Here is a 17,419-nt window from a genome sequence, read left to right as displayed (position 1 = left end):
TTTTATCTATCCGGCAGGGAGTTATCCAGGCAGTAGGTCAGGTTATGTCTTTTTCCAGGACATAATCGTCCATCACATATCCATTACCAATATCCTGGACGATGGCATCTACATTGGTAAATCCCATTCTTTCATAGGCGGTAATAGATTTGGAATTATGCTTGTTTACGGTAAGTTTTATTTTTTTTAATCCAAGTTCCCTGGCCTGGTCTTCAATAAAAAGCAGTGCCGCTTTACCAATTCCTTTACCTCTTTCCTGTTTCAGCACATAGAACTTGCTCAGGAAAAGAAGATCTTCTTGTATGCTAAAGGATAAATAGCCGACATATGCATCCTGATGCTGGATAAGGTAATACCTGATGCCTTTTTTGATCTGGTCCTGAACAGCCTTTACCGACTGGAATTTGTCAAGCATATAAGTCACCTGTTTTGCTCCAATTATCGGAGTGTAATGTTCAGTCCAGATAGTTTGAGCCAGATCTGCTACTATCTCTATATTATCTCTAGTGATTGCAGGTACAATCTTAGTCATAAAAAGTTTTTGGTAATTAATTGAACATTGCCAAAATATGGAATATTTCAACAATATCAGAGCTCAGCAAATGGCTGAATGCTGAATTACTATTCAGGTAACGGGACTAAAACTCGGCCTGCTAATTATTCCTGAAGGATCTGCCGCTAATTAATCAGTAATCCCTGGCTATCACATTGTTTAGTTAGAACAATTCCCGTCTTTCAAATCCTCTATGCTGGGATTATAATTATTATGCCTGGCAATAAAATAAATAGACTCACTATTCTGGCTTACCAAAGTGGTCAATGCACAAAAATCTGATAATGAATCATTGGAATCAATTCGTATATCAGAAGACAGGCTTACACTTCCTATAGCACTAATATTCGTTAAGTTGATATTATTAGTGATCAATAGCTGAGGGACTTCTTGTAAATTTTCTAATCCGTTTAAACTTGTCAATGAGAGGTTATCAAAAATAAAAAGCTGAACTCCTATTTTGGATAATTTATTCAGGTTATTCAAACCAGTTAATGCATCGTTATTTTTTATGATCAGGTTTTCCGAAACCTCGGTTAGATTTTCAAGTCCGGTTAAGGAAGATAGTTCCGGATTGTTTTCGATTTCTATAGACTTTACTTCCTGAATATTTTCCAATCCCTTTAAGGATTTTAAATTCTTATTATCCTTAATTAAAATACCATCAACCTGTTTCAGGTTTTGCAAGGCCCTCAGGTCCTCTACCTCAAAGGTGTTTTTTATAACTAAATTACCATTGATTGATTGATATGCTTTAACTTGAGGATCTTCTAAATCCTGGGTTGAGCGAATTTCCAGGTTCCCTTCGAGGTGGGTTACCTCTACTTCTGTTGTGTCATCAGAATTACAGGAGATCAAACTGAATAAAAATATAAATAGGAGATTTCTTTTCATTATGGTTTAAGCATTTAGAATCGTGTTGCGAAAGGTTTAGTTCACCCAGGTCTTAGATTTAGGAACAGGCGGGCTTATGAGTTCAAGTTACATTTTTTTCCATAATATCCTCTATCTGTGTAATTGTTGCAGCAGTTTTTTCTTTTCCTGTTCTCTTTAACCTATGTTAGCGGTTCATTCTTTTTCATTTGCTGGTTGATAATATAGAATCACTGCGCCTCCACTAAAAGTCTTTGTTTTTATCAGTTTAAGAATAGTTCTCTCATGGATATTTTCAAATAATGGTAAACCGCTTCCCGCTATAACCGGATGAACACAAAGCTGGAATTCATCTATTAATTTAAGTTTCATTAATTGCATGATTAAGCTACGGCTGCCAACAAAAATGTCTTTACCTGATTGTTTCCTGAGTTCTAAAACCTCTTCTTCCAGGTCCTGATCTGCCAGTTTTGCACTTTTCCAGTCCACATGTTGAAGGCTGTGAGAAAAAACAGTTTTCGGGATTTTGTTCATTTCAACAGCAAATTCGTCCATTGATTTATCCCCTGATGGATTTTCTACCAGGCCCCGCCAGAATTCCATAAGCTGATATGTTATCCTGCCATACAGGATGATATCCGCATTACTTAGCAGGGATGCGTAATGCCTATGTATTTCCTCATCAGGGTCTATTGCGGTATGGTCACAAAACCCGTCAAGAGTCATATTTATAGCTGCAATTACTTTTCTCATAGGGTTATTTGAGCTTTACAAACCTTAAAATCTCTTTATCAGAAGTTTAAATTATTCATTTATTCCGGATTATAAAGGTCACCCAAAATAAAAATTCCCCCTCACAGGTCAGCAATTTCGCCCGGCCGGAAAATTAGTTCAGGATATGCCTGCAGGTAAGTTTAATTGTTTTCTGTCAGGCTATTCCTCAATAAACTGGGTGTAATGGGCATAGCGCTCAAAGATCTGATTTACATAATTATAAGGCTCTATACCTCTCACATAACCATATTTGATTACAGGATTATTATAGTTCTTGGGAAGGCTCAGGGCCAGGATCATATCCTCAACATTGTCATCCCAGACAGTGGCATCCAGACCTCTTTTGGTGGCTAGGTTCTGGGCATCCTTTACATGGTACAATCCGCAATTATAGGAGGCCATCGTAAATTTAGTTCGCTGTATGGAGTCTTCAATTTTCTCAAATTTATTCCAGATCTGGTTAAGGTATTTAGTACCTCCACTAATACTCTGGGATGGATCACTGCGATCCTGCACACCCAGTTCTTCGGCAGTTTTAGGCATCAGTTGCATCAGCCCTTTGGCATTTGCCCAGGAGCTGTTGTTAGGGTCAAATCTTGATTCCTGATAGATCAGGGAAGCTACCAGGCGCCAGTCCCAGTCGATCTTTTCAGCATGCTTTTGAATAAGCTCATCGTACGGACTAATCTCCTCTTTGTTCAAACTGTAGAAGTCGCTTTTTACACGTCGTCTAAAATTCTTTTTATTCTTAAAATACTTATTGTAGATCACGTTATAATCCACCTCTTTTCTAAAGTCTTCGAGCCATAGGTTCGTGGCTTTTAATAGCTCAGGTGAATTCTTACGCGTTGCCCATCCAATTCTTTGTGAAAAACTTACGGGAACCTGAATATCCAGGATCGGATAATAGGATGCCATGATCCTGGCGATATTATTATCTGCAACCGTATATTTAATATTCCCCTGGGCAACCTGTTTAATGATCTCGTCTGTAGCCATTTCTCCCGGGAGTTTTTCAATATGGATTTTACCACCCAGCTCATCACTAAGATTTATAATTCTTTCACTGTATGACGAACCTTCACGAATGGACACGGTGTCCTGTAATAATTCTATAGCATCCTGGATCAACGCATTTTCCAGTTTATGCCAGTGCATGCTGCGCCAGTTGTCCGGCTTTTTTTGAACCAGCACCTGTTTGGTCAGGTACAAATAGTTCGTAAAGGATACAGATTCTTTCCGGTTTCCGGTAATGGCAAGTCCGTGAGCCAGAATATCACCTTCCCCCTGGTTGAGTTTGGTAATAAGTTCATCAAGATCTTTAACCACCACCATTTCCAGTTCAAGGTCCAGGTGCTCGGCAAATCTTTTAAGTAATTCATACTCATAGCCCATGGGCTGGCCCCTATAAAGAAAATAGCTTGTTGCGCTATAGACAGTAAGTGCTTTAAGTTTACCATCTTTTTTGATGGCCTCCAGATCACGTTTCAGGGCAGGTTCTTCAGCAATTGTGACCGTCTTTTTGGACTTCTCGCAATTAGTGAACAAAAACAGAAATAAAACTAAAAAGGGTACTATAAACCAGGATAATTTCAATTGCATATATAGAAGAGTCTGTGAGATTCCCTGTAAAATACTAATAATATGGGACTTGCCCTAAAAGTGGTTTATTTCAGGACCCTTCTCTATTGCTCAATACGCATAAGCATATCGTCAAAAACACCTTTCTGGATATCACGATCTTTCTGGGTAATGTTCTCACGCCCATCCAACCGGGTCACCACATGCAGGTCTGAATCCATCATTTCCATATCTATATCAGATCCATCGCTGTTCTTAAGTCCTTTGTAAATAAGCACAGCACTCACAGGATCTGCGCTGGAATCTTTAATGGATTTATAAACCTTCATGTTGGTACCTGCCGGCAGATCATATCCTTTTTGAAGGTCCCTGCGCACTTTATCTATAAGGTCCATTAATTCCTGCAGGGTTTCCTGTGGCCTGAAATGATACCAGTGACCTTCTTCACCTTCGGAATTATCCGTTTCCAGATATCCTAACATGGGTCCCACCAGGCCAACAAGAGTCAGCAATTTATCTGAGGGTATAACGATAGGATCTATCAGAAAGATATTCTTCATCCCATTTGCGCCAATTTTACCTTTCTTTATCAGGTCCAGCACCAAAGGACAGGCCGTGGACGATCCGGCGAAGCTGATGTTGGTATAACCCTTTTCACGTAAGGCATTATATTCAGCCATAATTGGTTCCTGCCAGTCGTGCCATGAGGAATTTTTGAAGTCTTCATAGGTACGACCATGCCCACCCAGAAGAACTTGAGAAACAAGAATATCTGCATTTGCATCTGTATAAGTTCTGAATTCATCCCATTCAAAAGTGGATGCCGAATAACCATGAACCGTGATCACAACAGGTGTGTTCTTTTGAGCATCACTGGGATCATCAATAGCCATGGAAACCAGGTAGGCTTCAGGATCATAAAGGGATGGATCAAAGATCTGGTCTCCGTCCAGCATTGTGGCATCGTCAATATCGGGGCTTTTGGAACAGGCAGAAAGGAAAAACAGAAAAACTACCTGCAAGCCGAAAAATATATTTCTAGTTATCATTAGATCTCTTTTTTAATATGGTATAGTAAAGGCTCATCTGGTAAAAAACAGGATACAGAGTTCCCGGTCCTGAAGAACCGTTGCCGGTATTTAAATTATATCCGGCACTTAAATTAACCGTAAACGGAACCTTGAATTCATAAGACAATCCTGCATCTATAGATAACAGGAAGGCATTATTGGGCAGGACATCAAAGATCTCATACTCATAATCAGCATGAAAATATCCCGTGTTTAACCGGGTAAAAGGTTGCAGGTCTTTTTGAGGACGAAAATGGTATCCCATACTTAGCAGGAAATTGTCCTGCTTAATGGCGTTCGTGCCCATAGCGCTTCCAAGCCTGGAAGTAACATAGCTCACTCCAAGATGTACACGATTATCTACCAGCTTAGGACTGGTAAGATCTAAAGCAAAACCATTTTCCCAATAGAGTTTCTGGGTTTTCTGGATCCTGGCACCGCCTTTTAAATCCCCAATCCAGGATTCTTCGGTAACCTGGGTTTGAGCCTGCAGGCATATAGCGCTCGCAATAAAAAGAAAGGCTAAGACATGATTTTTTGGCATTCTATAGGGTTTGTTTGTGAAGGGATGCGTTCGTGTTAGGCTAAATATGTACTAACCGGAACCTAAAATATCACTTTTTACCTGAATACCAGCTATTTGAAGATAAACTCAATGGTGTTAAGTAGTTTTTATTTTTCAGTTGAAGAATACTATCCTCATATTCAGTTCTATTAAAAGGTAAGATGATGAATAGATAGATGCTGAATTTTTATCTCATTCTTTGTAAGGCACTTCAATTATTTCAATGATCTTTCTATTCTCCAAAGGATCTTTGAACCGAAGGTTTATTTTTTCATACTGCCAGTTTTCATTTTCACGCTTAGCCGTAATATCCAGTTTGCCTGGGCCTTTTTCACCAATAATTTTAATGGTGGAATTCACGGTATTATTGTTATTTGAAAAGATCACCTCTCCATTCAGTATTGTCAGCTTATCTATTGGTTTGATCCTGCCAACCGCACTAATCACCTCCTGGTTTGAGTTCGCTTTTTCTATAGCATTTTTATAAAGCCCCTTATCTGCATATGCCTGGGCGAGGTCGGTGGTCACCTTTCCCATTCCGGATGATGAAAATAAATAGATCACTATTCCTGAAACAACAATAACAGGTATTAACCATTTTAGACTTTTTCTCATATGATCTTCATTATTTTGAAGGTTAATTCAGTTTGCTTCCGGAATCCTTATTCCTGTGTGGTAGTTACCTCAGGTGCATTCCCGCCAATTCGTTCCCTGACTTCATAAACACTGTTTCAACGAGGCCTGCAGAAAATTTATTTCCTGAAACAAAACCAGGTGGCACTCCCCTTTTAGCAGCAACCTGAGTTTTTTTGGATTGGAGGACATGGCACTGTTCCATACGAGCAAAACACACAACAGTCACCTTGTTTTGGCTTCAGGGTTTTATCGCATTTCTCACATGTATAAAAAAACTGACATGCCTCCGTAGGCATTTTTTCTATTTTACTATGCCCGCAATGCGGACAGGTAATTTTGGACTCTAACACTACATTCATTTTGAAAATCTATAATTACATGTTTGAATTCTTTCCTTACTGGTTATTGGCTGCAATATTGAATAAATCAATTTTTCTGTAAATTCCAAAACAGAAATCAGTCAGACCAGTTTTCAGCATCTTTCTTAAGTTGTAATAACATTTTATCCAGTTTAGAACGGTTTAGCAAGTGTCCCTGAAACATAACCGCTTCAATATTTTGAGTATTGCTAATATCCTGAAGTGGATTTGCATTCAAAAGAATTAAGTCGGCAATTTTACCACTTTCTATTGTACCTATTTCGTTCTCCCTCTTTAGATATCTGGCTGGATTAATTGTAGCGGTTCTCAGGGCCTCAACGGGAGACAAACCACCTTTTACGAGTAATTCCAACTCCTGGTGTAATGTATAACCTCCCGAAGTATCGGAACCGGCAAGGTTGGCGGGGCAGGGAGGCGATCCCGATAGTTATCGGGTTGTTGGCTTAAGACCTGCTTTGTTGGCCAGGTTAATTATTTTCTATCTAAAGGCAACGCCTGTTCGAGCCAGGCCTTGTTAGCGGCCGGGCTCAGTATATCTGACTTTGTATTGGTCAAAAAGTTTTTTCAGGTATTGTACGCTTCCAATCACAGTCAGATTTCCTTCTGCGCCCGAAATTATTCCAACCAGGTATCCGTTTTCATCAATTACCGGAGAACCGCTTCTGCCATATGGCAGAACATCAGACTTGTAATTTGCAGCATAATAATAATCTCCTAAATTATCAATGGACTTGAATTTTTGTAATCCGGGATAACTGTTATCTTCCTGTTTCATTCCCCAGCCAACAGAATAGACTATTTCGTTTTTCCTTATTGGAGTATATCTTATTTTAAGTGGATATAGTTTTGAATTTTGTTCATCGATTTCAAAGATGAGCCAGTCCCGGACTTTTAAAGTATTAAAATCTCCTATTTCTTCTTTTGAATCGGAATTAATTAAGCTTTTTATATAGATGAATTCTTCTTTATAATTCTTCGGATAGAGTTTCCAATAATTAAACCCACTGCCCAGATCGATATTTTGTAATCCTAACTGATCCTGAAAGACCATAAAGATGTGCTTACAGCTTACACCCAGTGTATCCTTACCTGTATTTACCAGGAATGAATTAGCCAGATTCGTATAAGTTGTATCAGCAAAACTTATTTCATTGGTCAATGAGAAGTGAGGCCATTCTGATGCTGGCTGATCCATCCAGGCCTCTTTTTTAGAGGGAGGTTTTTCCTTACAGCCTGTTAGACCTATCACAATTGCTAAAATCAATCTGAATTTTCTCACGGTTCCTATTTGATTATACCTGGATTAAACTTAAAATTTGTTTCAGCCTTGTGGCTAACAGTAAGCTTACGCCTTATTTAATTTCCTTAGGGCATGTGCTCATTCCAAATGGAGCATATAGCGGACAAAAACCAATGAAACTGGTTAACAGAAATATTCCTGCCAGTATTAAAAGTATTATCCCTAAAGTTCCTGAAATTGTTCCCGTGAAATAAAGGACGCCCACAATTGCAGCGATTATTATCCTGATAATCCTGTCTGCTGAACCCATATTTTTTCTCATGATAAAAAATTTTAATTAGCTATTGCATTATTAGCCGTTTAGACCGATTCATTGTTGAAGTTAATTAATTTATTTCTAACTGTACCGCCTGTTTGATCTGTGTGTCCCCGGCGTGCGCTTTTTACTTTGCATTACATTACTCTTTCAAACATTGAGATACTATTTAATAAGCAATGCGCAATTATTAAAGGCCATAAATTTCTTCCAAAACTTACATAGGCTAATCCCATAATTAAACCAATAAGTCCTACGGTTATTGACCTGTCTGACAAGTCGTAGGAATGCCTGAATCCAAAAATACCGGCCTGCAGGATTACCGCTATGGCTGTAGCAAACCTGGTTGAAGAAAACAATTTTTCAATCCAGTTCATTAAAAACCCTCTATCGAGTAGTTCTTCTAACATGGATTCCAACCAAACCAAGGGGATAACCAGAAAAAACCCTATCCAGTTTCCTTTAAGATTTCCGAATTTGGATACTGCACTTTCGGAGGATGAATCTGAAGTTAAAGAAATTGGAAGCTGGTCTTTTATTATCTCAAAGATTATGATAGAGATCATTACCAAAACCACAATAATGGCAGAAATTCCTAATGTTCTCCATAAATTTCCGGGTTTGGTCAATCCCAGGTCTTTCCAGGAAACACCTCTAACTTTCATCCTCCAGCTAGCTACGATCAAAGTTGTTAATGACCAAAAAAGTCCATTCGCAAGAAAACCTGCTTCTGGTATATAAACCTCCCTGATCAGAAACATCACTGTAATGTAGATGATAAGGTCAATAAGAAAGCCTTTGTAACTGGCAGGTTGTGAAGTGGAATTATGAGTATGGAAAGTCATTCTAAGTGGTTAGTACCTCAATTGGACGGCCATTTATTGGTATTGTTACAATTCCAGTGTTACCTGGTTTGGGAAAATGCATGTCACAGGATCCGCTTACTCCAGGTTAACGGGCCAGGGAATGCAGACCCGATAGTTAACAGGATCCCGGCTTAAGGCCTGAATTAATAGTGAAGTTAATTAATTACTTTTTAATGCTACCCGCAATTTGTGTTATGAACTATTCCCAATGATCAACTAATATTACCAGTGTTATTTTTGTTCAGTTGCTGATAGAGAGGTTTTGCACTTATCCATCCTGCCACCGCACCGGTAATTGCTCCAAAAAGTCCGAGTTCAATACCGAAAGCAACTTTTGGCGCATTCTCTTCGAGAAAAGCTATAGCATCTCCAATCAACGCACCAAGTCCCATTAAAAAAGCTATTGCTGCAATAATTCCCAGTATTATTCCGGAGATCCATAATATCAGCCATTTAGCAGCCGTAATATTTTGTGTTCGCAACCAGTACCATTGTATAATACCCGTAATACCCCCTCCGCCTAAAACGATGAATATTGGTTCAACCGGTCCCGCATGCGGACCTATAACAAGATGCCTTTGAATAAGCTCACCAGATATAATTATCAGGAATCCGAAGATGGACGCCAAAATCCAGGGCCATACTTTCAGAATATATTTTTTCAGTACCATAGACTGCAAACTTCCCAGTAATGCTCCAAAAACAGGATACATTATTAGATGTTGCCAGAGATTATGTAGATACAAAGCCTCGTAGGTGGAGCGATCCAGCCAGTCAGGAAGATTGGCAGGGTCAAGCTGTTGAGGCCTATTAGCAGGACTGATATCTGCGATCGCCTCGGGAGCAATTAATGAAGCGATTGATCCAATTAGGATAAAACATAAAAATCCCAGCAGATATCCCAGGGATGTTGTTATAACCCATTCTTTTCGAAAATTTCTTATCGATTTCATCGCTATAAATCCTTTTATCATATCACACAGCGGTCCTGCTTAAACAAGTTGCCGGATTAGGTCTTATGCCCTGATAAAATTTAAATTCACAAATATTTGAAACTATAAATTTATCGATTTAAAACTAATTAAAGTATTTAATAATTTGATTTTCAGTATTTTATAAAAGAAAACCTTGCTGTATGTAAAAAGTATTTTATAGCTTTAAGAAATTATAGATACTTGTTGTCCTGCTTCATAATGGTATTTGTTAAATCACTATTATGATGAAAACAGTATTCAAACCTGGGCATTCCATAATTTTATTATTAATTCTTTTTCAATTTTCCTATCTCTTAGGACAGGAAAACTGCAGTAATGATCCGCCAGCTAATACCTTTGCGGTCCATCTTCCAGTAAAAAACACCGGTATAACTGAGGTAGGATTTCCAGTTCCACCAATCTGGAATGACGTCACTCCCAGAGATGAAACGATATATATTCCTAATGGCCGTCCCATTTATGCGTTAATTGTAAGTGGTTATGCCTCAAATAAGTATTTGGACGAGATGATGTTATATAACTTTGCCAGATTTCTTATGGATAAAGGAGCTTATGTGCATTATGCATGGTGGAATAATTTATTGGCTCCGTATATGGAAAGGCCCTTACACCATAACGATTCGCATCCTGGTAATTTAGTTAAGGATGGTCTTAAATTTGCAACTCTGAAGGCCGCGGCGAAAAAAGCCTTGCCTGGAGAGGATTATCAATTCCTCGAAGATGCAAAGATTTTTCTTAAGGAGATTAGAGAACATAATCCCAATGCTATAATTATAGTGGCAGGCCACAGTATGGGAGGAGGAGCGGTTGTACATTTGGGATCGGAAACCAATGAGCTCATTGATATTCTGGCACCCATTGACCCCGTAGGTAACCGCAACATCCCTTTTTCTGGTGAATCAAGCTTAGGTACAAACCCGGATTTTAACTGGACCCGATGGCGGGTTAGCCGTGATGGATTTAGAGGATACAGAAAGACTCAAAATACAGGCACAATATTAAGACCAAATTGTACCCCTGCAGGTGAATGGTTGATAAGACCTCCGGTAATTGGATCAAACGATCCTTTATGTGCCTTATCTGTTTATTTTGACTGGGACGCGCCTGCCATAAGATTTGAAAGAAATATCATTAATCTACATCACCGCTATCAACAGGAAGCCTTATTTCCATTTGATTTTGAATCTTCCTACCGTTTTGGGCACAGTAGACCAACAGGAGGAATTTCATCACAGGAAGCAGTTGTTATGCTGGATGCATTTACCGGGATTTCTCGTAATAAAGATCCCGGAGGCTGGCCAATTGCTCCTTCCATCTCAAACACTGCATGTTGTCCGGCTGGAGAAGGCGTCGGTTGGAATTTTGATGGGCATGGTGAAATTGTGGGTTACCGTGGTCCAGATTTAACCGTTCCCTTAGGTGTTCGATTAAAAACGAGCCCTGAATGTGGAAATGGATGTACAGGTCTTTCCTGGCCAGCCAGAACGGGATCTATTTTGAGCGGATGGTCAAACGGAAATGGCACCTTAAGAAAACAGAAACTAATGGCCCTGGAAAGCCTGCCTGTTAATCAGGTCTGGCCAGATCGTCCTTATAACCCTGATCTTTGTAAAGTTTCACAAGGATTGATCAGTTTATATGAAGAAATAAATAAACCACCTACGGCGGTCGCGGGAGAAGACCAGGTAGTGGATTGTACAGGCCAGGATGGAGCTTTAGTAACACTGGACGGATCTCAGTCTACAGATCCGGATGGGGATTCACTTAGATATGCCTGGACGGGTGATTTCGGGACAGTTTATGGAGAAGAAACAGAAGTTCTATTACCATTTGGCGAGAATTGTATTGAGTTAATCATAACAGATTTGGTTGGTCATATAGACAGGGACTGGGTTGTTGTTGAAGTTTTGGATACAACAGGTCCTGAGTTGCTGGTCACTTTAACCCCGGATTATTTATGGCCCCCAAATCATAAGATGATCGATATAAGTGCGACCGTGGAAGCAGAAGATCTATGCGGGTATGTAGAAAGCATCACTTTGTATAGTATAGTTTCTTCAGATAATGCTTCTGAGATCGGGAGTGGTAACACAACTCCCGATATTCTGGGAGCCGAATATGGTACTGAAGATCTGTTCTTTAAATTACGAGCAGAAAGAAGTGGAAAGTATACCAGAAGAATATATACTGTAACCTATCAGGCCACCGATAATTCAGGAAATTCTACATTAAAATCTGAAGATGTGGTTATAGAACAACCATCTTTCACCAATAGGCTCAATCAAATTAACAGGGAGATACCAGACATAGATTTATTTGAAGATAATTCACAAAAAAAGCCTGCAATGATCTATCCCAACCCCTTTAGTTCCTATACGACTATTGACTACAATTTAAATGACAGAACAATGATCAAGATAGCTGTTTATGACATGAGGGGAAAAGAGATAGATGTACTTTTTAATGGTATTCAAAAACCCGGACCTAAATCCATAACCTATAATGGAGCTGAATTACCTTCAGGAATTTACATTTTTCGAATTAGTTCAAATAATGAAACCGTAATTAAAAGAATGGTTTTGAGAAGATAAAGCTTTGAATTTTGTGAGCTGACCGGATAAAATATTTTATCCGTAACAGCCAGCACAGGTTGCGGGAGTAGGGAAACATACCTGGCTTTCCTCCTGCTTTGTTGATTAGGTTAATTATTTTCTTTTACTACTTTCAATAAGGACTAAATAAAATAAATTTAACTATCAATCTAGCCGTGGTCCGCTATCCCATAAGGTAATATACCTTTCGAGAATTATAGGCTTCGAAATATCTTTCATGTACACTTTTGCCACAATAACATACTCCCCCCATGCAATTTCCTTAAGGCAAAATTTATTTTTCGAATTAGATCTTAACTGAATTGGTTCAGGGTAATTCTTATGCAAATAGTATTTTACATATTTAATCCGACTTAAAGCACAATTATAGTAGGAGTCAATTATCACACGGATATCGTAATGAGGTCGATTTAATTTTGTTCTTTTCTTAAATTCATCTTGTTTTTGTTGTCTCAAAAATGAAGTATGATTAATATAATAATAGTCAGCTGGCAACTTTTTTAAATCCCTATAAACATCTTCAAGTTTCTCTTCTTTTTCATTATCTCCAATAGGTTTACTAGAAGGAGAAATTTCTAACTCAATTCCAAATCCCTTTACTTTCCTTACTAATCCCTTTAAGATTATTCCAACTAAAAGTGGTACCAAGGCTATTATCAGCCATTTTGTTTCCAATTCTAATATTTCAGGATACTTTAATTGTATAATGAATAGGAGAATTAGCAATAGGCCTGATGCAATAAAATACCAGAGAGATATATTGTTCCTTTTCATTTCATCTATATTAAGACCTGGGTTGGCCAGGTTAATTAATTTATTTCTAACTGTACCGCCTGTTTGGGTTATGCGTTGTTGTGCTTAGTGCTTTTCTTCAATCCTTTAATTTTCCAATGTCCAGACACAACATGGGTCTGATTATAACTCTTTCAGCGTTCAGATTAGCCTGTATATCTACTCCAATACTTAGAAAGTTAAAAGGAATATATCTTCCCCCAATTTTAACTGGAAAACCAATCGTTGAAAATTCTTCTGAAAGATAGTGGCTAACATTAAAATCACCGAACTCCGGATCTAACTCATCAGTTCTTAAAGTTCCCCAAAACCGTCCTATTCCAGCCTGGTATCGAATTCTGAAATTCTGGCGTTGCAAGTCAATATATTTTCCAAATAATAAGTTGAATTGATAAAACTTTTCTTCCGGGGAATCAGGGAAAAGAAAATCATTAAAATACTCTTCTCCATCGTAGTACCCGATGGTATATATATAAGATCTGGAAAAGATATTTAGATCGATTCCTTCAAAAAAGGAATCAGTAAAAATGTCCATGGTCCCTTTTCCGGAAATTGAATATTTATCAATGATCTGGCTTTGAATTACCGGAATATTGAAAAGAAAAAAAGATAGTATCAATGTCCATTTTCCCATAATATTTAACTGAAATATTCATTAAATACAATGCCCCATGGGCTGTCATATCAAAAGCTGGACGTGTGGGGAAAGATTCCGGCAGCTGCAGGGAATTTCTGCGGAAAACTTAGAAATGCTTAAGTTAAGCATTTTTACTTTAAGAATATATAACTATTTGATTTAAAAGTTATTACGATCGATACATAGGTTTATCATGATATTTCACAGGTGGATGCTTAGGCTTAACTATGTTGTGTGGATACTTATTCTCTTTCCAGGCTACCGCCTGTATGAGCAATTCTAAACAGAATCCTGAGGTGAAAATTCCATTGTATAATCGAAATATTCAGGCTGCGAAATGCCTTCTGCATATTTTAAATTCCCGGGCTGGTTATATTTCCCGAGGTATGCTTCACTAATTTTTTGATTAATCGGGTTACCCGGATCAATTTTCTCAGCTTTTACTCTGATTATATTTTCACCGAATTTCAATTCCCCGATTCCTGTTTTCTGGAATTCCGTAAACCAGCTTCTTTCGCTTTTGTTCCAGCTTCTGGCGAAAATTCGTTTATCTATTTCTACCATCCAGATCTTTAAAAAGGTCAGTCTGGTGGTACCTCCTTTTATTTCAACTAATGTATTATTCGCTAAATAGGTATAGAGCTCTTCTGGAAACATATGATTTATGAAATTATTACTCCCGGTCCGGACTATCGAAAGCTGTCAAAGCAGGGATTACGTCCTGGTCACGGTTTGGTGGTGAAGTTAATTATTTTCTTTCTAAGGCTGGCACCTGTTTAAATCATACTTTATCACCTCCTGTTCTCACCGGGCAAAATTTCAAGGTTTTTTTAGAGTATTGAAGTTTAGTTTTACAGGGAACTGTCGGAGTACGGATGCGGGCCTACCAATTACTCTCGCTTTTCAAAAAACAGGTTTCGCACCCGCCCATTGGATACCTTACATCCTTTAATGACATCATTCTCGTCCCTGATAAATTCAACCTGCCCAAAAAACCAGACGTCACTTTTAAACATATCCTTCTTTACAGGAATCAGTTTAAAGTCGCTTAACCTGTTATGTCTGGCAACCAGACCATCATTACCAAGCCTGAAGAAGTATGTGGTGGCCAGTTCTTCGCTGTAAAATTCCCCTGCAAAGTCAGAAAGATCCACAGAAGCCTTGTCGAATTTTTTCACTCTTGGAGCTTCCATGATCTGCCCTCCCTGATGGAGTTTTAGAAGATCTATATTATTTTCTTCATTAGGGATGAACTCAATTTTAGCTTCAACGCCTTCTACCGTAAATTCTGCCATGGAAACCGGTTGCAGTAAAGCCTTTGGTTGTCCTGTTGCCTGGACCATTAATTGAGAATCCTCAGAGCTTATTGTAAGAATAAAGCCTGGTTCTAATTCAAAATCGCCAGTATATTTCTCTAATATGCTTTGATCAATGGCCACGACCTCCGGTTCGTTTTCTTCTTTAACTTCTTCAGGTGTCTCCTCGATCTTAATTTTACCTTTCAGATAAATGTCTGTCACTTTATGCGCTATTCTACTGGTATTGAATCCGTTGGAATTACTGAGTACAGCCACCGCAAAGCTCTCTTCAGGAAAGCGGGTTAAATAAGATCTGTAACCGGCGTCTGCGCCTCCATGTTGTATTTCCTTCAATCCTTTATAATCACCAACGAACTGACCAAGAGCTCCTCCAAAGCTTTCGCCGTTGTTCAGTACGGCAGGCGTATTCATTTTAGTAATAATAGATGCATCTCCCACCTTAATGTCTGTAAAATTCATGGCCCACAGTCTTAGATCTTCCACGGTGGTAAAAAGACTGGTGGCTCCCACATTCGCGTAATTCAACACGCTCTTTTTATATTGATCTGAATCAGATTTATAGGAATAGGCCCGGTTCTTTACAATTTTCTCATGATCATCGTAAAAAAGGCTATTCTTCATTCCTAAGGGTTCAAAAATGTTCGCTTTGGTAAATTCAGCAAAAGACATATCAGAGACCCTTGAAACCACTTCGGCCAGAAGCGTAAACCCTGTATTGCAATATGCGAATTCATCACCGGGATCAAAGTTTAATTCCTTTTGCCTGCTCACGAGTTTCAGAATATGTTCTTTGGTAATAACATCGTCCATTCGCCAGCCGGCCATCGTCAATAAATTCCATTGATCTCTTAACCCGCTGGTGTGAGAAGCCAAATGCCTTAAAGTGATGGTCTTTCCAAAGTCGGGCACTTCGGGAATATATTTCCTTATATCATCATCCAGACTCAATTTTCCCTGTTTTTCCAGCAACAGAACTGAGAAAACAGTAAACTGTTTTGAGACGGAAGCGATATGAAATACGGTAGAAGGAGTTATAGGGATGTCGTATTCCAGATTAGCAATGCCATAGCCCTTTTTATACAGGACAGACCCATCCTTAACGATCGCCACCGCCGCTCCCGGAGTATCATTAGTGTCCCAGGCAGTAAAAAGTTCATCAACCTGGTCTTCCTGGGTAACTGCCTTAGGTTTTATACTCTGTACAAACAATGTGTACTGGCCGGCATGATCTTTTTCACCGATCGATTCAACTTCTATAAGGAACCTGCCTTCCTGGTTAGAAGATATGCTAAACATTTCATAACCGTTCCTGTAGTTGGGGCTGTCAAATTCCTCCAGTTTCTCCCCCAGCGGGCTATAGGTTGTGACCTTTAGATCTATTCCATTTTGCATCAATTTAAAAAATGCAAACTGATCTTTCTTAAGATCGATGCTGTAGTGATGTTTTTCTTCTGAATTGATTCCCGATTCAATAAATTCACCCTTAACCAGTTCAGCTTTTTTAACCTGGGCCTGGATGACACTTACCTGAAATAGTATCAGCAGTACTATTAATCTTATAAGCTTATGATCCATAATATTATTTTTAATTGCACACACCGGTTTCGCTTATAGAAAGCTCTCGAAGCAGGGCTTACGGCTTATACCCGGTTCATTGGTTAAGATAATTATTTTATTTCTATGGCTATCGCCTATTTTCTGGTAATCTTTATTGGTGGCAGTAATTATTTATCGGTTTCTGTAATCATCTTTTTTAACAGCGAAATTTGTCCAAGATGATAATAGCTGTGTTCGATAACTCCTTCAATATTCCTTAAATAGGTTCCGTATTTTTCGTCAGCAAATGGCTCATCCGGTTTGCTATCGGCCAGCTCAGAAATTTCCTGAACAAGAATTTCCGAATTAATGATAAATTCACTCCTGAGCCTTTCCCAATCAGATTGAGATTCGATCGGGGGCATGTCGAAACTATATTTATCACGTATCTCAAGCCCGCCGCCTTTAAAAACATTTATAATTCCCGCTAAATAATAATTCACGTGAAAGGTGAGGGCAGCAATGCTGTTCAGGGTGCCGATTTTCTGAGTCGCCTGTTTCCAGGTCACAGCTTCTATCTGCGATTTGTAATTCGTGTTTGCTATCCAGCCTCCGTTCAACAGGACTTCGGCCAGCCTGTTTGCGAGCTCTTTATTTCTTGACATTCCAGGCCT

At 38.8% G+C, this 17,419-nt stretch carries 18 protein-coding genes and 1 pseudogene; 1 reads left to right on the top strand and 18 read right to left on the bottom strand.

All coding sequences use genetic code 11. The annotated features are described in order from the left end of the window. Window positions 1-37 precede the first annotated feature (37 nt). The 13 genes and pseudogenes from LU635_RS02710 to LU635_RS02650 form a co-directional block, all read right to left on the bottom strand. A complete protein-coding gene (locus LU635_RS02710) occupies window positions 38-532 on the bottom strand; it encodes a GNAT family N-acetyltransferase (RefSeq protein ID WP_240095937.1) in 495 nt (164 codons plus the stop codon). 180 nt (window positions 533-712) lie between these two features. Further along, window positions 713-1,447, bottom strand: a complete 735-nt coding sequence (locus LU635_RS02705; protein ID WP_240095935.1) for a hypothetical protein — start codon at window positions 1,445-1,447, stop codon at window positions 713-715. A 174-nt stretch (window positions 1,448-1,621) separates the two neighbouring features. Further along, window positions 1,622-2,179 carry a dihydrofolate reductase family protein gene (locus tag LU635_RS02700; RefSeq protein ID WP_240095933.1) on the bottom strand — a complete coding sequence of 186 codons (558 nt, stop codon included), beginning with the start codon at window positions 2,177-2,179 and terminating at the stop codon, window positions 1,622-1,624. 180 nt (window positions 2,180-2,359) lie between these two features. Beyond that, window positions 2,360-3,802 carry an MltF family protein gene (locus LU635_RS02695; RefSeq protein ID WP_240095931.1) on the bottom strand — a complete coding sequence of 481 codons (1,443 nt, stop codon included), beginning with the start codon at window positions 3,800-3,802 and terminating at the stop codon, window positions 2,360-2,362. An 83-nt stretch (window positions 3,803-3,885) separates the two neighbouring features. Next, on the bottom strand, window positions 3,886-4,830 hold the full coding sequence (locus tag LU635_RS02690; protein WP_240095929.1) for an alpha/beta hydrolase: 945 nt from the start codon (window positions 4,828-4,830) through the stop codon (window positions 3,886-3,888). Then, window positions 4,820-5,395: a hypothetical protein gene (locus tag LU635_RS02685; protein ID WP_240095927.1), complete on the bottom strand. Its 576-nt coding sequence runs from the start codon at window positions 5,393-5,395 to the stop codon at window positions 4,820-4,822. The genes LU635_RS02690 and LU635_RS02685 overlap by 11 nt, the downstream gene beginning before the upstream one ends. A 213-nt stretch (window positions 5,396-5,608) precedes the next feature. Further along, a complete protein-coding gene (locus LU635_RS02680) occupies window positions 5,609-6,031 on the bottom strand; it encodes a cytochrome c oxidase assembly factor Coa1 family protein (protein WP_240095925.1) in 423 nt (140 codons plus the stop codon). Window positions 6,032-6,204: 173 nt separating this feature from the next. Further along, the gene (locus LU635_RS02675) at window positions 6,205-6,411 is read right to left on the bottom strand and encodes a DUF1178 family protein (protein WP_240095923.1); all 207 of its coding nucleotides are present in this window, start codon (window positions 6,409-6,411) and stop codon (window positions 6,205-6,207) included. Window positions 6,412-6,508: 97 nt separating this feature from the next. Then, a pseudogene (locus LU635_RS02670) lies at window positions 6,509-6,808 on the bottom strand (amidohydrolase family protein); the annotation flags it as partial. A 138-nt stretch (window positions 6,809-6,946) separates the two neighbouring features. Continuing rightward, a complete protein-coding gene (locus LU635_RS02665) occupies window positions 6,947-7,711 on the bottom strand; it encodes a serine protease (RefSeq protein WP_240095919.1) in 765 nt (254 codons plus the stop codon). 73 nt (window positions 7,712-7,784) lie between these two features. Next, window positions 7,785-7,994 carry a YgaP family membrane protein gene (locus LU635_RS02660; protein ID WP_240095917.1) on the bottom strand — a complete coding sequence of 70 codons (210 nt, stop codon included), beginning with the start codon at window positions 7,992-7,994 and terminating at the stop codon, window positions 7,785-7,787. Between the two features lie 131 nt (window positions 7,995-8,125). After that, window positions 8,126-8,833 carry a CPBP family intramembrane glutamic endopeptidase gene (locus LU635_RS02655; RefSeq protein ID WP_240095915.1) on the bottom strand — a complete coding sequence of 236 codons (708 nt, stop codon included), beginning with the start codon at window positions 8,831-8,833 and terminating at the stop codon, window positions 8,126-8,128. A 233-nt stretch (window positions 8,834-9,066) separates the two neighbouring features. Beyond that, on the bottom strand, window positions 9,067-9,807 hold the full coding sequence (locus LU635_RS02650; RefSeq protein ID WP_240095913.1) for a hypothetical protein: 741 nt from the start codon (window positions 9,805-9,807) through the stop codon (window positions 9,067-9,069). A 263-nt stretch (window positions 9,808-10,070) separates the two neighbouring features. Between LU635_RS02650 and LU635_RS02645 the strand changes: the two genes are divergently transcribed. Continuing rightward, window positions 10,071-12,440: a T9SS type A sorting domain-containing protein gene (locus LU635_RS02645; RefSeq protein ID WP_240095912.1), complete on the top strand. Its 2,370-nt coding sequence runs from the start codon at window positions 10,071-10,073 to the stop codon at window positions 12,438-12,440. A gap of 165 nt (window positions 12,441-12,605) precedes the next feature. Here the strand turns inward: LU635_RS02645 and LU635_RS02640 are convergent, their stop codons facing one another. From LU635_RS02640 to LU635_RS02620, 5 genes are all read right to left on the bottom strand, one after another. Beyond that, window positions 12,606-13,235, bottom strand: coding sequence for a pYEATS domain-containing protein (locus LU635_RS02640; RefSeq protein WP_240095910.1), 630 nt, complete (start codon window positions 13,233-13,235; stop codon window positions 12,606-12,608). Between the two features lie 97 nt (window positions 13,236-13,332). Continuing rightward, window positions 13,333-13,887 carry a hypothetical protein gene (locus tag LU635_RS02635; RefSeq protein ID WP_240095908.1) on the bottom strand — a complete coding sequence of 185 codons (555 nt, stop codon included), beginning with the start codon at window positions 13,885-13,887 and terminating at the stop codon, window positions 13,333-13,335. Between the two features lie 282 nt (window positions 13,888-14,169). Next, window positions 14,170-14,547, bottom strand: a complete 378-nt coding sequence (locus LU635_RS02630) for a DUF2255 family protein (RefSeq protein WP_240095906.1) — start codon at window positions 14,545-14,547, stop codon at window positions 14,170-14,172. Between the two features lie 233 nt (window positions 14,548-14,780). Continuing rightward, window positions 14,781-16,784 (bottom strand): serine hydrolase, encoded by a 2,004-nt coding sequence (locus tag LU635_RS02625; protein ID WP_240095904.1) that lies wholly within the window; start codon window positions 16,782-16,784, stop codon window positions 14,781-14,783. Window positions 16,785-16,933: 149 nt separating this feature from the next. Next, a complete protein-coding gene (locus LU635_RS02620; protein WP_240095902.1) occupies window positions 16,934-17,410 on the bottom strand; it encodes a DinB family protein in 477 nt (158 codons plus the stop codon). Between the last annotated feature and the right edge of the window lie 9 nt (window positions 17,411-17,419).

This window comes from Christiangramia crocea, from assembly GCF_022410465.1.
Taxonomy (GTDB): domain Bacteria; phylum Bacteroidota; class Bacteroidia; order Flavobacteriales; family Flavobacteriaceae; genus Christiangramia; species Christiangramia crocea.
This window is presented reverse-complemented; position numbering and strand designations above follow the sequence as displayed.